This is a genomic window from Streptomyces sp. NPDC051133 (genome assembly GCF_040682635.1).
Classification (GTDB): Bacteria; Actinomycetota; Actinomycetes; order Streptomycetales; family Streptomycetaceae; genus Streptomyces.
Map to the genome: position 1 here is coordinate 310,921 of NZ_JBFBBK010000003.1, position 17,559 is coordinate 328,479.

The 17,559-nt window shown below is 72.5% G+C and carries 13 protein-coding genes; 4 read left to right on the forward strand and 9 right to left on the reverse strand.

Going from position 1 to position 17,559, the window contains the following annotated elements; all coding sequences use genetic code 11:
• Nucleotides 1-85: 85 nt before the first annotated feature.
• The 8 genes from AB0N17_RS05895 to AB0N17_RS05930 all read right to left on the reverse strand — a co-directional run bounded on the left by AB0N17_RS05895 (nucleotide 86) and on the right by AB0N17_RS05930 (nucleotide 11,319).
• Complete coding sequence (locus tag AB0N17_RS05895) at nucleotides 86-1,414, reverse strand: ThuA domain-containing protein (RefSeq protein ID WP_366009884.1); 1,329 nt, start codon at nucleotides 1,412-1,414, stop codon at nucleotides 86-88.
• 15 nt (nucleotides 1,415-1,429) lie between these two features.
• Entirely contained in the window at nucleotides 1,430-3,916 is a 2,487-nt protein-coding gene (locus tag AB0N17_RS05900) for a PQQ-dependent sugar dehydrogenase (RefSeq protein WP_366009885.1), read from the reverse strand.
• A 94-nt stretch (nucleotides 3,917-4,010) separates the two neighbouring features.
• Entirely contained in the window at nucleotides 4,011-5,009 is a 999-nt protein-coding gene (locus AB0N17_RS05905; RefSeq protein ID WP_366009886.1) for a sugar phosphate isomerase/epimerase family protein, read from the reverse strand.
• A gap of 14 nt (nucleotides 5,010-5,023) precedes the next feature.
• Nucleotides 5,024-6,253 (reverse strand): Gfo/Idh/MocA family oxidoreductase, encoded by a 1,230-nt coding sequence (locus tag AB0N17_RS05910; RefSeq protein ID WP_366009887.1) that lies wholly within the window; start codon nucleotides 6,251-6,253, stop codon nucleotides 5,024-5,026.
• Between the two features lie 76 nt (nucleotides 6,254-6,329).
• Nucleotides 6,330-7,370: a substrate-binding domain-containing protein gene (locus tag AB0N17_RS05915; protein ID WP_366009888.1), complete on the reverse strand. Its 1,041-nt coding sequence runs from the start codon at nucleotides 7,368-7,370 to the stop codon at nucleotides 6,330-6,332.
• Between the two features lie 17 nt (nucleotides 7,371-7,387).
• Nucleotides 7,388-8,407: an ABC transporter permease gene (locus AB0N17_RS05920; protein WP_366009889.1), complete on the reverse strand. Its 1,020-nt coding sequence runs from the start codon at nucleotides 8,405-8,407 to the stop codon at nucleotides 7,388-7,390.
• Nucleotides 8,404-9,921: a sugar ABC transporter ATP-binding protein gene (locus AB0N17_RS05925; RefSeq protein ID WP_366009891.1), complete on the reverse strand. Its 1,518-nt coding sequence runs from the start codon at nucleotides 9,919-9,921 to the stop codon at nucleotides 8,404-8,406. Before AB0N17_RS05925 ends, AB0N17_RS05920 begins: the two co-directional genes overlap by 4 nt.
• A gap of 216 nt (nucleotides 9,922-10,137) precedes the next feature.
• Nucleotides 10,138-11,319 (reverse strand): ROK family transcriptional regulator, encoded by a 1,182-nt coding sequence (locus AB0N17_RS05930; RefSeq protein WP_366009892.1) that lies wholly within the window; start codon nucleotides 11,317-11,319, stop codon nucleotides 10,138-10,140.
• Between the two features lie 214 nt (nucleotides 11,320-11,533).
• Between AB0N17_RS05930 and AB0N17_RS05935 the strand changes: the two genes are divergently transcribed.
• Entirely contained in the window at nucleotides 11,534-11,875 is a 342-nt protein-coding gene (locus AB0N17_RS05935) for a hypothetical protein (protein ID WP_366009893.1), read from the forward strand.
• A gap of 46 nt (nucleotides 11,876-11,921) precedes the next feature.
• On the opposite strand, the gene AB0N17_RS05940 is transcribed toward AB0N17_RS05935, so the two are convergent.
• Entirely contained in the window at nucleotides 11,922-13,457 is a 1,536-nt protein-coding gene (locus AB0N17_RS05940; RefSeq protein WP_366009934.1) for a hypothetical protein, read from the reverse strand.
• Between the two features lie 359 nt (nucleotides 13,458-13,816).
• Between AB0N17_RS05940 and AB0N17_RS05945 the strand changes: the two genes are divergently transcribed.
• From AB0N17_RS05945 to AB0N17_RS05955, 3 genes are all read left to right on the forward strand, one after another.
• Nucleotides 13,817-14,395 (forward strand): hypothetical protein, encoded by a 579-nt coding sequence (locus AB0N17_RS05945; protein WP_366009894.1) that lies wholly within the window; start codon nucleotides 13,817-13,819, stop codon nucleotides 14,393-14,395.
• A 450-nt stretch (nucleotides 14,396-14,845) separates the two neighbouring features.
• Nucleotides 14,846-16,402, forward strand: a complete 1,557-nt coding sequence (locus tag AB0N17_RS05950; RefSeq protein ID WP_366009895.1) for a hypothetical protein — start codon at nucleotides 14,846-14,848, stop codon at nucleotides 16,400-16,402.
• 14 nt (nucleotides 16,403-16,416) lie between these two features.
• Nucleotides 16,417-17,505: a hydrogenase expression protein HypE gene (locus AB0N17_RS05955; protein ID WP_366009896.1), complete on the forward strand. Its 1,089-nt coding sequence runs from the start codon at nucleotides 16,417-16,419 to the stop codon at nucleotides 17,503-17,505.
• Nucleotides 17,506-17,559 lie beyond the last annotated feature (54 nt).

Here is a 17,559-nt window from a genome sequence, read left to right on the forward strand (position 1 = left end):
CCTTGGCGAAGTGGCGTGCACGAGCCCCGGGTGAGTCGGGACGAAGACGGCGGGCGGGGGTCCGGCGTCCCCCGCCCGCCGCCGCTCACCTGCCCTTGACGGGCAGTTCCTTGATCCGGACGTCGCGGAAGGACACCTCGTCACCGGTTCCGTGGTTCTGGATGCCGATGTGTCCGTCGCGCAGGCTCCGGGCCGGATCGGTGTTGGTGAAATCGTTGATCTTCACGCCGTTGAGCCAGACGCGGAGGCGTTCGCCCTCCACGCGGATCTCGTACGTGTTCCACTCCCCCGGCGGGTTCAGCGCACGGTCGCGCTTCTTCAGGTCGGCGGACTGAACGCCGTAGACGGACCCGGTGGTCTTCTCGGGCACGTCGGTGGCGTCGATCTGGATCTCGTAGCCGTGGTCGACCGCCGACCAGGGGTCGTCCGAGGGCGGGAAGCCCACGAACACGCCCGAGTTGTCGTCGCCGGCCGCCTTCCAGTCGAGCTTCAGCGAGTACGAGCCGAAGCCCGACGGTGTGTACCAGAGCAGCCCCAGGCCGCCCGTCGACGTGAGGGTGCCGTCGTCGGAGAGGGTGAAGCCGCCCGGGCCCGCCTGCCGCCAGCCGTCCAGGGAGGTGCCGTCGAAGAGCGGCCGGTAGCCGTTCTCGGGCCGGCAGTCGGCCCGGGTGTCGCCGATGGCCCAGCGGATGCCGCCCAGCAGGTGCTGCCGGAAGGCGGGGTCGGCGTAGGACTCCTTGGTGTGGCCGCCGCCGGTGTAGAAGGCGCGGCCGCCCTGGTAGTCCTGGCACCAGGCGATCGGATGGTCGCCGTTCATGGTGCCGCCGGTGTACGACGCCTCGTCCAGGGAGGCGAGGACGTGGGCGTGCTCGCGCGGGTTCGAGCGGTAGTTGTACCACTCGTCCGTGCGCTCCCAGGTCCGTCCCAGGTGCGAGGTGGCCGGGTGGGCGCGGTCCTCCACGTTCACCGTGGCCGGCTGGATCGCCGGGTGGTTCTGGAAGTACGCGCCCGCGAGACCGCCGTAGAACGCCCAGTCGTACTCGGTGTCGGCGGCCGAGTGGACGCCGACATAGCCTCCGCCGTGCCGGACGTACCCCTCGAACGCCTCCTGCTGGGCGGCGTCGAGGACGTCACCGGTGGTCGACAGGAACACCACGGCGTCGTAGCGGCGCAGGTTCGCGCCGGTGAAGGCGCCGGCGTCCTCGGTGGCGTCGACCGTGAAGCCGTGGACCTCGCCGAGCTGTTCGACGGCCGCGATGCCCTCGGGGATGGAGTCGTGCCGGAAGCCCGCGGTCTTGGAGAAGACCAGGACGCGCTTGCCGTGGGCCGGGTCCGACACGGCGGGTGCGCTCACGCAGCCGAGGAGCAGGGCGGCGCCGAGCGCCGCGGTGGTGATTCTGCCCGTGGGTCGCATGGGGGTGCCCTCCTCTCAGCCGGTGGTGAAGGTGAAGTCGTCCACGTCGAACAGGGCTCCGCTGCCGCCCTTGAAGACCAGGTAGAGGGCGGTGGTGCCGCGCGGTGCGCGGGACAGGTCGGCGGAGACGTCCTGGTAGCTGTCCCAGCCGCCGGTCACCGGGACGGTGGCCTTGCCCAGGAGGGTGCCGGTCGCGGATCCGGCGCGTACCTCGAGGGTGCCGCCGGCGCCGCCGGAGGCGATGCGCGCGGTGATCTTCTTGGCGTCGGACAGGACGTACGGGGTGAACGCGATCCAGTCGCCGTCGTGGACGTCACCGACGACCTTGCCGCCGTGCGCGGTGTCCCGTGCGGTCACCGTGACCCCGGAGGAGGTGCCGAAGTGCTCGGCCTGACGGTGGCGGGGCTGCAGGACACTGCGGGCGTGCGTGGTGAGCGGGTCCTGGCCGCCGCCTCCGCCGTCGGTGTACTGGGCATCGAGGACACCGAAAATGTTGGCGTCCTCGTCGTGCCCGCCGTCGGCGCTGGTCTGGATGGTGCCGGAGCAGCCCTGGGCGGAGGTCAGCGGGTGGCCGTGGGTGTCGTGGCCGAGGATGAAGGTGACGGTGACCTTGGAGCAGTCGATCGCCCTGCCGTCCTCGGGGTCGGTGACCTTCACCTTGAACGGGACGGCGTCACCGAAGCCGAACAGCTGTCCGTCCTGGGGGAGTTCCAGCGTGACCTTGGGCGCGGTGTTGCCGACGACGACCTGGACGCTCGCGCTGCCGGTGCGGCCGGTCGAGTCCTTGGCGGTCACCGTGGCCGTGTAGGTGCCGTTCTTCTTGTACTTGTGCGTGGGGTCGGCCGCGGTCGAGGTCGCTCCGTCGCCGAAGTCCCAGCTGTAGGTGAGCGCGTCGCCGTCCTGGTCGCTGCTGCCGGCCGAGGAGAAGGCCACCTTCAGCGGGGCCTGTCCCGAGGTGCGGTCCGCCACGGCCCGGGCCACCGGGGAGTGGCCGTCGGTGGCGTTCTCGATGCGGTACAGGCCCGAGTTGTCGTCGCCGCCGAACCAGGAGGTGCCGTAGTCCAGCACGTAGAGGGCGCCGTCGGGGCCGAAGGCCATGTCCATCACCTGGGTGCCGGTCCAGGGGATGTCGTTGATCGACTGGACCTTGCCGTCGGCGTCGCTGGTGATGCGCTTGATCCAGCGGCGGCCGAACTCACCGGCGAAGAAGTCGCCGTCGTAGGCCTCGGGGAACTTCACGGGCGAGTCGAGCGTGGCGTCGTAGTGGTAGACCGGGCCGCCCATCGGGGACTCGGAGCCGTCGCCGAACTCGGGCACGGACGGGCCGTCGTACGGGATCCAGGCCGGCTGGGCCGGGGGCAGGTCCGTCAGACCGGTGTTGTGCGGCGAGTCGTTCTTCGGCGCGGAGCAGTCGAACGTGGCACCGGAGGTCTTCGTCGCGAAGTCGTAGTCGACGTAAGGGTCGTTGGCGCCGGTGCAGTACGGCCAGCCGAAGTTGCCGGGCTTGGTCACGCGGGCGAACTCCACCTGGCCGGCCGGACCGCGGCCGGGGTCGGCGGCGCCGGCGTCGGGGCCGTAGTCGCCGACGTAGAGGATGCCGGTCTTCTTGTCGACGCTGAACCGGAACGGGTTGCGGAAGCCCATGGCGTAGATCTCGGGCCGCGTCTTCGCGGTGCCGGGCGGGAAGAGGTTGCCGTCCGGGATGGAGTAGGAGCCGTCGGCGTTGACCTTGATGCGCAGGATCTTGCCGCGCAGGTCGTTGGTGTTGCCCGCGGTGCGCTGGGCGTCGAAGCCGGGGTTGCGGTCGGCGCGCTCGTCGAGGGGGCTGTAGCCGTCGGACTGGAAGGGGTTGGAGTCGTCGCCGGTCGACAGGTACAGATTGCCGTCGGCGTCGAAGTCGATGTCACCGCCGACGTGGCAGCACAGGCCACGCGTGGTGGACACGTCGAGGATCTTCTTCTCGCTGGCCTTGTCGAGGGTGCCGTCGGTGTTCAGCACGAAGCGGGAGAGCCGGTTGACGCCGTCGAAGGGAGCGAAGTCGGCGGCGGTGCCGGTCTCCGGGGCGTCGCCCGCGGGGGTGTTCAGCGGCGGGGCGTAGTAGAGGTAGACGAAGCGGTTGTGGGTGAAGTCCGGGTCGACGCCAACGCCTTGCAGGCCTTCCTCGTCGTGGGAGTAGACGTCGAGCTTGCCGGCCACCCGGGTGTTGCCGGCGGCGTCCGTCAGGCGCAGTACGCCGTCGCGGGAGGTGTGCAGCACCGAGCGGTCGGGGAGGACGGCGAGCGACATGGGCTCGCCGACCTCCGCCGCGCCCTTGGCGAGGGTGACCTGCTGGAAGTCCTGCGTCGCCGCGGTGGTGTCCTGGTCGGTGACGGCTGCGCCGGCCTGGGGGCTGGTCAGGGTGAGGGTGGCGCCCGCGAGCAGGGCGCCGCTGAGCAGGGCGAGCGACCCGCGCAGGCGTGTTCTACGGGTTCGGGTGCGGGTGGTGCGGTCGTTCCCGTGCACGAAAGGCCTCCAGAGTGGGGCTGGTTGTACGGGGCGTGGTGCGTACGCCGGGATGCGCCGTCATCCCGGAGCCGTGCCGAGCCGACGGGTGCCGTCAGCTGGAGAAGGCCGCGTCGAACGATGCCGACGGTGGCTCGAAGTCGTAGGTCCGCAGGTGGGCGAGGGCCTCGGGCGCTCCCTGCAGCCGGTCCATGCCGGCGTCCTCCCACTCCACGGAGACGGGTCCGCGGTAGTCGATGGAGCGCAGCATGCGGAAGACGTCCTCCCAGGGCACGTCGCCGTGTCCGGCGGAGACGAAGTCCCAGCCGCGGCGGGGGTCGCCCCAGGGCAGGTGGGAGCCGAGGCGGCCGTTGCGGCCGTCGAGGCGCTTGCGGGCTTCCTTGCAGTCCACGTGGTAGATCCGGTCGCGGAAGTCCCACAGGAAGCCGACCGGGTCGAGGTCCTGCCACACGAAGTGGGAGGGGTCGAAGTTCAGGCCGAAGGCCGGGCGGTGGTCCACGGCGTCGAGGGCACGGTGGGTGGTCCAGTAGTCGTAGGCGATCTCACCGGGGTGGACCTCGTGGGCGAACCGTACGCCCTCGGTGTCGAAGACGTCGAGGATCGGGTTCCAGCGTGCGGCGAAGTCCTCGTAGCCGCGCTCGATCATCGATTCGGGGGCCGGCGGGAACATGGCGACCAGGTGCCAGATCGAGGAGCCGGTGAAGCCGATGACGGTGTCGACGCCGAAGGCGGCGGCCGCGCGGGCGGTGTCCTCGATCCGCCCGGCGGCGCGTCGCCGTACGCCCTCGGGGTCGCCGTCGGCCCAGAGGTCACCCGGGAGGATGGCCTGGTGGCGTTCGTCGATGAGGGCGTCGCAGACGGCCTGGCCGACGAGATGGTTGGAGATCGCCCAGCACTTCAGGCCGTACCGGTCGAGGAGCTGGTGGCGCGACTTCACGTAGCCGGGGTCGGTGAGCGCCTTGTCGACCTCGAAGTGGTCGCCCCAGCAGGCGAGTTCGAGTCCGTCGTAGCCGAAGTCGCGGGCGAGGCGGCACACCTCCTCCAGGGGCAGGTCGGCCCACTGACCGGTGAACAGGGTGAACGGGCGCGGCATGTGACGGGCCTCCTTCAGTCCGTGACGGGCGTGTAGACGGAGTTCTTCTCTGCGCTCTCCTCCACCGCCGCGAGGACGCGCTGGACCTGGAGTCCGTCGGTGAAGGAGGGTTCGGGGCGGCGGCCCTCGGCGACGGCGTGGACGAGGTCGCGGGCCTGGTGGACGAAGGTGTGCTCGTAGCCGAGTCCGTGGCCGGGCGGCCACCAGGCGTCGATGTAGGGGTGGTCGGGTTCGGTGACGAGGATGCGGCGGAAGCCGGCCTCGGTGCCGGGCCCGGTGGCGTCGTGGAACCACAGCTCGTTCAGCCGCTCCAGGTCGAAGGCGAGCGAGCCGCGTTCCCCGTTGAGCTCGATGCGCAGGGCGTTCTTACGGCCGGTGGCGTACCGGGTGGCCTCGAAGGAGGCGAGGGCGCCGGAGGCGAACCGGCCGGTGAACAGGGCGGCGTCGTCGACGGTGACCGTGCCGGTGCCGGCCGCCGGCATCGCCGTCAGCCCGCTGCCCGCGCCGCCGGGCAGCGGGCGTTCCCGTACGAAGGTCTCCGTCAGGGCCGACACCCCGGCCAGCCGCTCCCCCGCCAGGTACTGGGCGAGGTCGACGATGTGGGCGCCGAGGTCGCCCAGCGAGCCGGAGCCCGCGAGTTCCCTGCGCAGCCGCCAGGTCAGCGGGAAGCCGGGGTCGACCAGCCAGTCCTGGAGGTACGTCACCCGCACGTGGCGCAGGGTGCCGAGCCTGCCGTCGGCGACCATCCGGCGGGCCAGCGCGGTGGCCGGCACCCGGCGGTAGTTGAAGCCGACCATGGCCAGCAGGCCACGACCGTACGCCTCCTCGGCGGCCCGTGTCATGGTCTCGGCCTCGGCGACGGTGTTCGCGAGGGGCTTCTCGCACAGGACGTGCTTCCCGGCCGCCAGCGCGGCGACCGCGATCTCGGCGTGGCTGTCGCCGGGGGTGCAGATGTCCACGAGGTCGATGTCGTCCCGGGCGATCAGCGCACGCCAGTCGGTCTCCACGGCCGCCCAGCCGTGCCGGTCGGCCGCCGCCCGTGCCGCCGCGCCGTCGCGTCCGCACAGCACGGCCAGGACCGGCTGCCGTGGCAGGTCGAAGACGCGGCCCGCGGTGCGCCAGCCCTGGGAGTGGGCGGCGCCCATGAAGGCGTATCCGACCATGCCGACGCGCAGCGGGGGTTTCCCGGCACTCGGTTCCGTCTCCGGCGGATGCGGATGCGGCTGCGGCTGCGGCTGTTCCATGCGCTCGTCCTCCTCTTGGTCATGGCGCGGTGGGGGGCTTTCGTCCTCGCGCGGTGGGGGGTGCGGGCGGGACGGCTCACCGGAAGCCGGTGGGCATGTACCGGTCGACGTTGGTCTTGTCGACGACGGCCGAGTAGAGCGTGATCGACGCCGGGATCTCGAACTCGGCGAGGCCGCCGACGCCCTTGCCCTGGCCGAGGGCGCGGGCCAGGTCCACGGCGGAGGCCGCCATGGTGGGCGGGTAGAGGACGGTCGCCTTCAGTACGCCGTCGTCCTGCTTGATCGCCTGGAAGGCGGAGAGCGCGCCGGCCCCTCCGACCATCAGGAAGTCGTCCCGCCCGGCCTGCCGGATGGCCCGCAGCGCGCCCACGCCCTGGTCATCGTCGTGGTTCCACAGCGCGTCGAACTTTGACTGGGCCTGCAGGAGTTGTGCCATCTTGGCCTGCCCGGACTCGACGGTGAACTCGGCGGCCTGGCGGGCGACCTTCTTGATGTTGGGGTAGTTCTTCAGGGCGTCGTCGAAGCCCTGGGTGCGCTGTTTGGTCAGTTCCAGGTTGTCCAGTCCGGCGAGTTCGACGACCCGGGCGTTCGGCTTGCCCTTGAGCTTCTCGCCGAGGTAGCGCCCGGCGTTCAGGCCCATGCCGTAGTTGTCGCCGCCGATCCAGCAGCGGTAGGCCTGCGCGGAGTTGAAGATGCGGTCGAGGTTGACGACCGGGATGCCGGCGCGCATCGCCTTGAGGCCGACCTGGGTGAGCGCCTTGCCGTCGGCGGGCAGGACGACCAGGACGTCGACCTTCTTGTTGATGAGGGTCTCGATCTGGCCGATCTGCTGGGCGGTGTCGTTGGAGCCCTCGGTGATCTCCAGGGTGACGTCCGAGTACTTCTCGGCCCGGCTCTTGGCGTTGTCGTTGATGGCGTTGAGCCAGCCGTGGTCGGCCTGGGGTCCGGCGAAGCCGATGGTGACGTGCTTGCCGGGCTTGCCGTCGGCGGCCGACTGCTCGTTCGCGGCGGCCTTCTCGTCCTTGGTGTCGTTGCTGGTGCAAGCCGTGAGCAGGGCTCCGGCGGAGACCGCCGCGGTCCCGAAGAGCAGTCCTCTGCGACTGGTGGTGTGCGACATGGCGGTGAACCCTTTCCTCAGGTCGTGCTCGCGGTGCGGCGCTGGACCAGGACGGCGGCGACGATGATCGCGCCCTTGGCGATCTGCTGGACGTCGCTCTGGAGGTTGTTCAGGGCGAAGATGTTGGTGATCGTCGTGAAGATCAGCACGCCGAGCACGGAGCCGGTGATGGTGCCGCGGCCCCCGCTGAGCAGGGTGCCGCCGATGATCGCGGCGGCGATGGCGTCGAGTTCGTACAGGTTGCCGTTGGTGTTCTGGCCGGAGCCGGAGAGCACGATCAGCAGGAAGGCGGCGATGCCGCAGCACAGCCCGGACAACAGGTAGAGGTAGAGCCGCTGGCGTCGGACGTCGATGCCGGCGAGCCGGGCGGCCTCGGCGTTGCCGCCGACGGCGACGGTGCGCCGGCCGAAGGTGGTGCGGTTGAGCAGCAGCCAGCCGAGGACGGTCACGAGCGCGAAGACCAGGACCAGCGGCGGGATGCCCAGCACGTAGGAGTCGCGCTCGCCGAGCCTGAGGACGCCGTCGATGGTGACGATCTGCGTCTTGCCGTCCGTGATCTGCAGGGCGAGTCCGCGCGCGGAGGCGAGCATGGCGAGGGTGGCGATGAAGGGGACCATCCTGCCGTAGGCGATGAGCAGGCCGTTGACCAGGCCGCAGCCGAGTCCGACCACCACCGCGGTGAACAGGATCCCGGCGAAGCCGAACTCCTGGGTGGCGACGGTCGTCGCCCACACGGAGGCGAGGGCGACGATGGCGCCCACCGAGAGGTCGATGCCCCCGGAGGTGATGACGAAGGTCATGCCGACGGTGACGACACCGATCACGGACGCCTGGGTGAGGACGAGTTGCAGATTGCGGGTGTCGAGGAACTCGTCGGGTTTGGTGACACCGCCGATGACGACGAGCGCGGCGAGGACGCCGAGCAGGGACAGGGTGCGGACGTCGGCGTGGGCCGCCAGGCCGCGCCAGGCGAGGGGCCGGCCGGCCGGCGCCGGCTTGCCTGCGGTGTCCCGGGGCGGGGAGACGGGCTGCGTCATGACGCCGGGGTTCCTTCCATGACGAGGTCGAGGACACGGTGTTCATCCAGCTCGCGGGCGGGTGCCGTGTGCACGACCCGGCCCTCTCGGAGCACCAGCACGCGGTCGGCGAGGCCGAGCACCTCGGGCACCTCGCTGGAGACGAGGAGCACGGCCAGGCCCTGGTCCGCGAGGCGGCGGACCACCGCGTACAGTTCGGCGCGGGCGCCGACGTCGACGCCGCGGGTCGGTTCGTCCAGCAGCAGCACCCGGCAGCCGCGCAGCAGCCAGCGGGCGAGGACGGCCTTCTGCTGGTTGCCGCCGGACAGGGTGCGTACGGGCACCTCCGGGTTGTCGGGCCGCAGCGACAGCTCCCGGGTCGCGGCCCGGGCGGCGCCCCGCTCGGCACGCCGGTCGACCCAGCCGGCCCGCGAGAACCGGGACAGGGAGGACACCGAGACGTTCCGGGTGACGGACTCCAGCATCAGCAGGGCCTGGGCCTTGCGCTCCTCGGGCGCGAGCCCGAGCCCGGCGCCTACGGCCGAGCGGACACTGCCGGGACGCAACGTCCGCCCCTCGACGGCCACTTGGCCGGCCGTCGGTTTGCGCGCGCCGTAGATCGTCTCCAGGATCTCGGAGCGTCCGGAGCCGACCAGTCCGGCGAGCCCGACGATCTCCCCCGGCCGCAGGTCGAGGTCGAGCGGCGCGAACTCGCCGTCGCGGGCCAGGCCCCGGACCTGGAGGAGCGGTGGGGCGTCGGGTGCCCGCGCGGGCCGCCCGGGAAAGACGTACTCGACGTTGCGGCCGGTCATCAGGGCGACGACGTCCCGCGTCGGGGTGTTCTTGGCGGGCAGTCCCCCCGCGACCGCCCGCCCGTCCTTGAGCACGGTCACCCGGTCCCCGATGCGCCGGATCTCCTCCAGGCGGTGCGAGATGTAGACGACGGCGACACCGTCGGCGGTGAGGTCCCCGACGATCCGGAAGAGGTTGTCGACCTCGTCGGGGTCGAGCGCGGCGGACGGCTCGTCCATGACGATGAGACGTACGTCGTGCGAGAGCGCCCGGGCCATCGACACGATCTGCTGCTGGGCGGCCGACAACTCCCCCACGAGCCGGGCCGGGTCGACCTCCGGATGGCCGAGCCGTTCGAGCAGGGCCGCTGTCGACGTCCGCGCAGCCTTTCCGCGTACGACGAATCCGGCGGTCGTCGGCTCGTGGCCGAGGTGGACGTTCTCCGCCACCGACAGGTGTTCCACCAGGTCGAGTTCCTGGTAGATGGTGGCGATGCCGAGGCGCATGGCGGCGATGGGCGAGCGCAGGGTGACCGGCTCACCGCGCCAGCGGATGGTGCCGCCGTCGGGCTGGTGGGCGCCGGCCAGCACCTTGATGAGGGTGGACTTCCCGGCGCCGTTCTGGCCGAGCAGACAGTGCACTTCGCCGGCCTGGACGTCGAGGTCGACGCCGTCCAGGGCGCGGACACCGGGGAACGACTTGGTGATCCCGGACATGCTGAGCAGGGGTGGTTCTGGTGCCATGTGGTTCCCCTCGGCGGGCGTGCGGGCCGGTTTCAGGGCGTGCCGCGCCTGCGGGCCGGCAGGCGTTCGTCGGCTCGGAAGAAAGGGCAGGGCAGGGCTGAGCGGCGTGCGGGCGGGCAGCGGTGTTACACGAGTCAGTGGGCGTGTCGGACCGAAGTGGCGTGCGCTGACGGGGTCGGATGCGGGTCGGGGCGGCCGCTGGGGCCGGCTCGTGGGCTACGCGGGTGAGAAGAGGTGGTCGCTGATCAGCCGGGCCGCGCCGATCACGCCGGCGGCGGCGCCCAACTCCCCCAGGACGATGGGCAGGTTGCCGGTCGCGAGCGGCAGCGACTGGCGGTAGACCTGGGTGCGGATCGCGGCGAGCAGGGTGTGGCCGAGGCCGGTCACCCCGCCGCCGATCACCACCAGGCCGGGGTTGAAGAAGGAGACGAGTCCGGCGATGACCTGCCCGACACGGGTGCCGCCCTCGCGGATCAGGTCGAGCGCGGTGGCGTCGCCCGCGGCGGCGGCGGCGGCGACGTCGACGGCGGTGAGGGTGCCGTTCGCCTCCAGCCGTGCCGCGAGGTCGGCGGACAGTCCCTGTTGGGCCGCCTGCACCGCGTCGCGGGCCAGTGCGGCACCGCTGAAGTGGGCTTCCAGACAGCCCCGGTTGCCGCAGGCGCAGGGACGGCCGTCGGGTACGGCCTGGATGTGGCCGATGTCGCCGGCGCTGCCGGTCGTGCCCCGGTGGACACGCCCGCCGGCGACGATCCCGCAGCCGATGCCGGTGCCGATCTTGACGCAGAGGAAGTCGGCCGTGGTACGGGCGACTCCCGCGTGCTGCTCCCCCATCGCCATGAGGTTCACGTCGTTGTCGACCATGACCGGGCAGCCGAGTTCCTGGCTGAGCGCCTCCCGCACGGGGAATCCGTCCCAGCCGGGCATGATCGGCGGGGCGACCGGTACGCCTTCGGGGAAGCGGACCGGTCCGGGGACGCCGATGCCGGCGCCGTCGAAGCCTTCGGCGAGCCCGGCGACCCTCAGCTTGCCCGCGAGGTCGAGGACTTGCTCGAACACCGCGACCGGGCCCTCACGGACGTCCATCGGCTGGTGGAGATGACCGAGGACCTCCAGTTCGGCGTTGGTGACGGCGACATCGACCGAGGTCGCTCCGATGTCGACGCCCAGGAAGCGCAGTTCGGGGTTGAGCCGGACGTTGTGGGAGCGCCGTCCGCCGCGCGAGGCGGCGAGTCCGTCGGCCACCACCAGTCCGGTCTCCAGCAGCCGGTCCACCTCCACGGCCAGCTTGGACCGGGACAGGTCGACCTGGTCGCCCAGCTGGGCACGGGAGTTGGGGCCGCCGTCACGCAGCAGCTTCAGCAGGCGGGCCTGGTGCGCGTTCGCCGGTCGAGCCGTCATGCGTCTCACGTGCCCCTCCCCGCCAGTTTCGGCCACCAGTGGCGTGCTTTCGTAGGGAACGTAGCAGTGGCCGACGAGCCTGGGAAGAAGCTGTGCACGGATTCCCGCAGACTTTTTCCACTGCCAGGACAAAGACCCTGGCGGGGCGGTCGGCGGTGACTCCCGGCCGTTCGACCACGACAGGGCGAACGACACCGCCGCCCTCACGCTCGCCGTGACCGGCGGCGGCACGACGGGCGGCAGCGGCTCGACGTCGTCCACCAGCGGCTCCGGCACGGGCGGCACCGGCGGTTCCGGCGCCACCACCGACGGCTCCACGACGAGCGGCTCCACGACGGCCGGCTCCGGCTCGGGCGGCACGTCGACGGGTGGCGGCACGTCCGGCTCGCCGACAGCGGGCAGCTCGGCCGGTGACGCGTCCTCGTCCACGGGCGGCGGCCTGGCGCACACCGGCTCCGGCCCGGTGGTGCCGATGGCGGCCACCGCGGCCGGGGCCGTCCTCGTCGGCGCGGGCGCGCTCGTGGCCGTCCGGCGCCGGGCCGGCCGGCGGCGCTGACCCCGCCCGTGCGACGCGGCACCGGCCGGCGCGCCCCCGCCGCCGGTCAGTAGCCGGACCCCAGCGTCCGGGTCGTGTAGGCGCACTCGGTGTAGATGTACCCGGTCCTGAGCTTGGCGGTGTCCGAGGCCGGGGTCGCGGTGCTGTTGCCGTTCGGCTTGTGCACGAAGTAGGTGGTGCCGACGGGCAGGCTGATGGTGCGCTGCGGGTAGTCCTTGCCGCCGTGGCACGGCTTGAAGCCGGTCAGCAGCGTGTCGGCGAGCGAGTACGCCTTGCAGCCGCCGCAGCCCTTGAGGGTGAAGCTGCCGGTGACCGGGCCGGTGTACATGACGGTGATGTCGTCCGGACTGTCGTTCTTCACCGTGACGGAGATGCTGCCGCCGGACGCGGTGGTGGGCAGTTTCTTGCCGGCGGCCGGGAGCGTCTGGGCGACCTCGGCGGCTATGGCGATCTTCTTGGCGCGGCCCTGGTTCTTGTCGTTCTTGTTGTCGGAGACGAACTGCTCCATCGTCTTCCGGGCCGCGTCGAAGTCGCCGTCCTTGTACTGGGACACACCGCACGCGTACTCGCCCGCGTCTCCGCTCCGGCCGGCGCGGCCGGCCGCCTTGGCGAGGCTGCCACCCTGGTCGCCCGACGACTTCGACAGGTCGCCGATCCGCGTGTCCAGGCTGCGCAACTGCGCGACGGCGGCGCACGGTTCGTCGCCGCGCACGGCCTTCTCCGCCTTCTGCACGGCCGAGTCGACGGCGGGGGCGACCTTGGCCGCGGGGCCGGACCCGGGGAAGGTGTCCAGCAGGTCGCCGAAGCGGGTGACCCAGTCCGCCGCACCGGCCGTCAGGCCCTGCTCCCCGCACTCGTACAGCGAGGTCGCGAGCCGGTCGTCGGGCCAGCGGGCCAGCGAACCGAGCCGCTCCTTCGACACGGTGTCGGGCACCGTGCGCAGGAACTTCAGCGGCTCGACGGCCGTGCACCAGTCCTGGTGGCCGTACGCGGCGCCGACCGTCGTGTAGTAGGTGCGCAGGCTGTCGGGGACCTTGCGGGCCGCGCGGGAGCCGGCGTGGTGCTCGGTGAGGTCGCGGTAGACCCCCAGGGCCGACCGGTAGTCGGACTCGGCGGCGGTGAACGGCCGCTCGCCGCTCTCGGCCACCAGCCGGTCGGCCTTGTCCAGGCGGTCCAGCAGCGCCTGTTCCACGGCTTCGTCGTGCGCGTCCTGGTACCAGAGCGCGCCGCCGGCCGGTACGGCCAGCAGCAACACACCCAGCAGCAGCGCGAGGGCCGGTCTGCCGGGCCAGGTCAGCCGGGTGCGCAGTCCGGCGACGGCACCGTGGCCGGCCGCCAGCAGCAGGAGGACGGCGTAGCCGGCGAGCGCGGCGCCGGGAACGCCGTCGGCGTCGGCGGGCAGTGCCACGAGCAGCAGCACACCGGTCGCCACCAGGCAGCCCGCCATGAGCAGCCGGCGTCGCAGGAGCGCGTACCCGAGGCCGAGACCGCTCAGGTTGAGCAGGGCGACCGCGGCGGCCCGCCAGGGGTCCGGCGGCGCGGACGGGAGGCCGGCGGGCACGGGCGGCGGGCCGGGCGGCATGGGCGGCAGCGGCGGACCCGTGTACCCCTGGTTCGGACCGTACGGACCTACGGACATGACAGCTCCCCCCGGTTCGGCAGCGCCCCCACGGCTGCGGACCCGCAGTTTACGGGCAGCGCCGCCGACCCGACAGAGCCTCGAACACCCGCCCGTCCCGGGAGAGTTGACCTGACCGTCCGGGCGCGGGAGGCGGCCCTCGGCTCGGGGCGGGCACCGGCGGTCCCCGGTGCGCGTCCGCCCCAGGGGTGAACAGGGCGGCCACGGCGGACGATCGTGAACAAGCCGTCCTGCGCGAAGGGGTCACACGCCGCCGTTCGGGTTGTCACCATGGGACGACGGGCGAGGGGAGGGAGGCGGCCGTGGGCTGGACGAGTGAGGAGTTCGGCGAGTCCCACGAGGGCATCGTGGGAGCCGTCCTGGCCGACGGCAGCGAACCGAAACCCGCGTCCTTCGACGTCGGCAGCGGCGCCGACCTGTACGAGACCTGCGAGTGGTGGGCGTACGACGGCAGGATGAGCAGGCCGCGGGCGGCCGCCGTACGGGCCTCGTGCGCCTGCGGCTGGCGCGGCCCGAGCGTGCCGGTCTCGTGGGCGGAGCCGGCCGGGGACGGCCTGGAGGACCTGGACGTCTCGGGTCCGCACCGGGACTGGGCCGAGCACATCCGCGCGGTCGAGCGGCGGACGATACCGCTGCCGGACGACCTGGCCGAGCTGCTGCACACCCTCGAGGACCGGCTCGCCGCCCTCGCCGACGACGCACCGGCCGCCGCCCTGCGGGCGGTCGCCGCGCTGGACCGGCTGACCCGGCGGGTGGGCCGGGAGGCGGCCTGCATGATCGAGGAGGACGACGACCTGCCGTGGGAGGCGCTCGGCAGGGCCCTCGGCATCGACGCGGACCGGGCCCGCTCTCTCGTCAACCGCTACCTGCTGCCGCACTGAGCCGAGCCCGTAACAGGCGGACCCCGCCGGCCGGCCCTCGCGGGCGGGGCCCGGCCCCCCGCTCCTTCCTCCCCCACGCCTCGCTTCTCCGCGCCGCTCTCCGTCGCCCCCCTGCCCCCGCGCCGCTCGCCGTCGCCCCCTGCCCCCGCGCCGCTCGCCCTCGCCCCCGCAACGCTCTTTGTCGCCTCCCGCCCCCGCACGGCTCTCTCCCCCGCACCGCTCGTCGTCGCCTCCCGCCCCGCGCCCCTCCCCTTCCCGCCGCTTCCCTTCCCCCCGGCGGGCGCGTGTCCGTCGGGCGGCCGTGGCCTCGGCGCATGCCTCGTGGGGCAGCCTCCCCGCCCGGCGTGTCCCCTGCTCGGCCCAATGAATGTGCGCCGGAGGGGCGAGGCGCCGTGACGGGTGTGACCGTGGTGGAAGGCATACGCCGGTGCGACGTCAGGAGGAGGCGGCATGGCGGACGGAGTCGGCGCGGGCAGCGGGACGGTGGCTGCCGTGCGGGACGGCGGCGGTGCGCCGCACGACCGGTCCTGCGACGCCTTCGAGCGGCTGCGTGCCGTCGCGGACGCCGTGCTCTACGAGGGCTACCTGCTCTACCCCTACCGCCGTTCCTCGGCGAAGAACCGGGTCCGCTGGCAGTTCGGGGTGCTGCTGCCCCGGGACTGGGTGGAGCGGGACGGCCCGGTCACGCCGGGCATCGCCGGGTCGGCAGACTCCTGGTACCAGCAGACCGAGTGCCTGCTGCGCGTCCGGCGCGACGACGCGGTCGTACGGGTGCGGGTGCGGTATCTGCAGATGCAGCACAAGCAGGTGGAGGCGGCGGACGCGGCCGGGGACCACCGGCCCGTCGAGTCCCTGCGCACGGACGACGGCGTCCGCCATCTCACCTTCGAGGAAGCCGTGCCCTGCGAGGCCGAGGTGACCGTGCCGGTGCGGAAGCTGCTGCACGGCGGACGGACCGTCGACGTGGGGGCGCCCGCCGCTGTGGAGTACGAGTCGCTGCCCGCGGACGCCGGCCGGATCGTACGGCTGCGCGCCGATCTGCGGGCCACCATGACCGTGGTGGCCGAGCCGCTCGCCCCCGGCCTGCTGCGGCTGCGGGTGCGGACCGAGAACACCGGTGTCGCGCCCGCCGCCCACGTCCTTCGGGAACAGGCGCTGCGGCAGGCGCTGATCGCCACGCACACCCTCGTCGGCGGGGACGGCGTGGAGTTCGTCTCGCTGATCGATCCGCCCGAGGCCCTCGCGGAGCAGGTGCGCGGCTGCCGCAACGCGTTCACGTTCCCCGTGCTCGGCGGCCCGCTGCAGGAGGGCGGGACGGGGGAGGTGCTGCTCTCGGCCCCGATCATCCTTCCCGACGGTCCGCAGGTGGCGCCGGAGAGCCCCGGCGACCTGCACGACGCGGCGGAGATCGACGAGATCCTCACGTTGCGCACGATGCTGCTGACGGACGAGGAGAAGGCCGAGGCGCGGGCCACCGATCCACGGGCCGCGGGGATCCTGGACCGGGTCGACACCATGCCCCCGGAGGTCTTCGGTCGGCTGCACGGCGCCATCCGTTCGCTGACGCCGGTCAAGGCCCCGGCCGGCGACCGGCCCGCCTGGTGGCGGGAGGGCGGTGACGACGGGCTGTCCCCGGCCACCGACACGGTGCTCGTGCACGGGGTGCCCGTCGGCGGCGGCAGCCGGGTGCGGCTGCGTCCGCGCGTCCGGGGCGCCGACGCCCAGGACATGTTCCTGGACGGGCGGACCGCGCAGGTCTCGGCCGTCTTCCACGACGTGGACGGCAGCGTGCACCTGGCCGTCACCGTCGACGACGATCCCGCCGCCGAACTGCACGGCTGGTACGGCCGTTTCCACTACTTCCGGCCCGACGAGCTCGAGCCGCTCGCCCCCGTGGACGCGCCGGATCCGGACCCGGCGCGCTCCCCCCGGCCGCGCTCCCCGCGGCCCCAGCGTCCGGCCGACCGGCCGTCCGCGTCCCACGACCGAGTCCGAGACCGGCAGTAACGGAGGCCGCAGAGATGACCACGCAGAGCGGTACCACCGAAGTCCGCGGCGAGCCCAGCCGGGCCGAGGCGCGGGAGGGCTTCGACGAGATCACCATCCTCTGGATCTCGGAGGGCATGAGCTGCGACGGCGACACCGTCTCGCTGACCGCCGCCGGCCAGCCGTCCATCGAGGACGTGGTGCTGGGCCTGATCCCGGGCCTGCCGAAGGTGAACCTCGTCAACAAGGTGCTCTCGCCGAGCCTCGGCGGCGAGGACTTCCTGGCGCCGTACCGGGCGGCCGCCCGCGGCGAGCTGGAGCCGTTCATCCTCGTGATCGAGGGTTCGATCCCGAACCAGAACATCATCGAAGGGGACGGCTACTGGACGTCGTTCGGCAACGACCCGGACACCGGCGAGCCGCAGACGCTCAACACGTGGATCGACCAGCTCGCGCCGAAGGCCTGGGCGGTGGTGGCGGCCGGGACCTGTGCGACGTTCGGCGGCATCCACGCCATGGCCGGCAACCCGACCGGCTGCATGGGTCTCGCGGACTACCTGGGCTGGGAGTTCAAGGCTCGCTCGGGCCTTCCGGTCGTCAACGTGCCCGGCTGCCCCATCCAGCCGGAGAACTTCATGGAGACCCTCGTCTGGGTGCTCCAGCACGCGGCCGGTGCCGCTCCCCCGCCGCCGCTGGACCACATGCTGCGCCCGCAGTGGCTGTTCGGGAAGACGGTGCACGAGGGCTGCGACCGGGCCGCGTACTACGAGCAGGCCGACTTCGCGAGGGACTACAACTCCCCCAAGTGCCAGGTGAAGGTGGGCTGCTGGGGCCCGGTCGTCAACTGCAACGTGCCCAAGCGCGGATGGATGGCCGGCATCGGCGGCTGCCCGAACGTCGGCGGCATCTGCATCGGCTGCACGATGCCCAGCTTCCCCGACGCCTTCATGCCGTTCATGGACGAGCCTCCGGGCGGCACGCTGTCGACGATGGTGATCCGGCCGTACGGCGCGGTCATCCGCCGGCTGCGCGGCCTGACCAACGACATGGTGAACCACGAACCCAGGTGGCGCCACAACAAGCGCAAGCTGACCAGCGGTTACAACCCGCACTGGCGTGCCTGACGCCGCCCTCCCCCGTCCCGCCACCGACAAGCCCGACCCGAACAGCGAGGGGCA

Bases quoted from the DNA above. Each gene is read 5' to 3' on its own strand.
- AB0N17_RS05920 (WP_366009889.1), bottom strand. From the start codon at position 8,407: ATGACGCAGCCCGTCTCCCCGCCCCGGGACACCGCAGGCAAGCCGGCG.
- AB0N17_RS05895 (WP_366009884.1), bottom strand. From the start codon at position 1,414: ATGCGACCCACGGGCAGAATCACCACCGCGGCGCTCGGCGCCGCCCTG.
- AB0N17_RS05950 (WP_366009895.1), top strand. From the start codon at position 14,846: ATGGCGGACGGAGTCGGCGCGGGCAGCGGGACGGTGGCTGCCGTGCGG.
- AB0N17_RS05915 (WP_366009888.1), bottom strand. From the start codon at position 7,370: ATGTCGCACACCACCAGTCGCAGAGGACTGCTCTTCGGGACCGCGGCG.
- AB0N17_RS05940 (WP_366009934.1), bottom strand. From the start codon at position 13,457: ATGCCGCCCGGCCCGCCGCCCGTGCCCGCCGGCCTCCCGTCCGCGCCG.
- AB0N17_RS05925 (WP_366009891.1), bottom strand. From the start codon at position 9,921: ATGGCACCAGAACCACCCCTGCTCAGCATGTCCGGGATCACCAAGTCG.
- AB0N17_RS05930 (WP_366009892.1), bottom strand. From the start codon at position 11,319: ATGACGGCTCGACCGGCGAACGCGCACCAGGCCCGCCTGCTGAAGCTG.
- AB0N17_RS05905 (WP_366009886.1), bottom strand. From the start codon at position 5,009: ATGCCGCGCCCGTTCACCCTGTTCACCGGTCAGTGGGCCGACCTGCCC.
- AB0N17_RS05955 (WP_366009896.1), top strand. From the start codon at position 16,417: ATGACCACGCAGAGCGGTACCACCGAAGTCCGCGGCGAGCCCAGCCGG.
- AB0N17_RS05910 (WP_366009887.1), bottom strand. From the start codon at position 6,253: ATGGAACAGCCGCAGCCGCAGCCGCATCCGCATCCGCCGGAGACGGAA.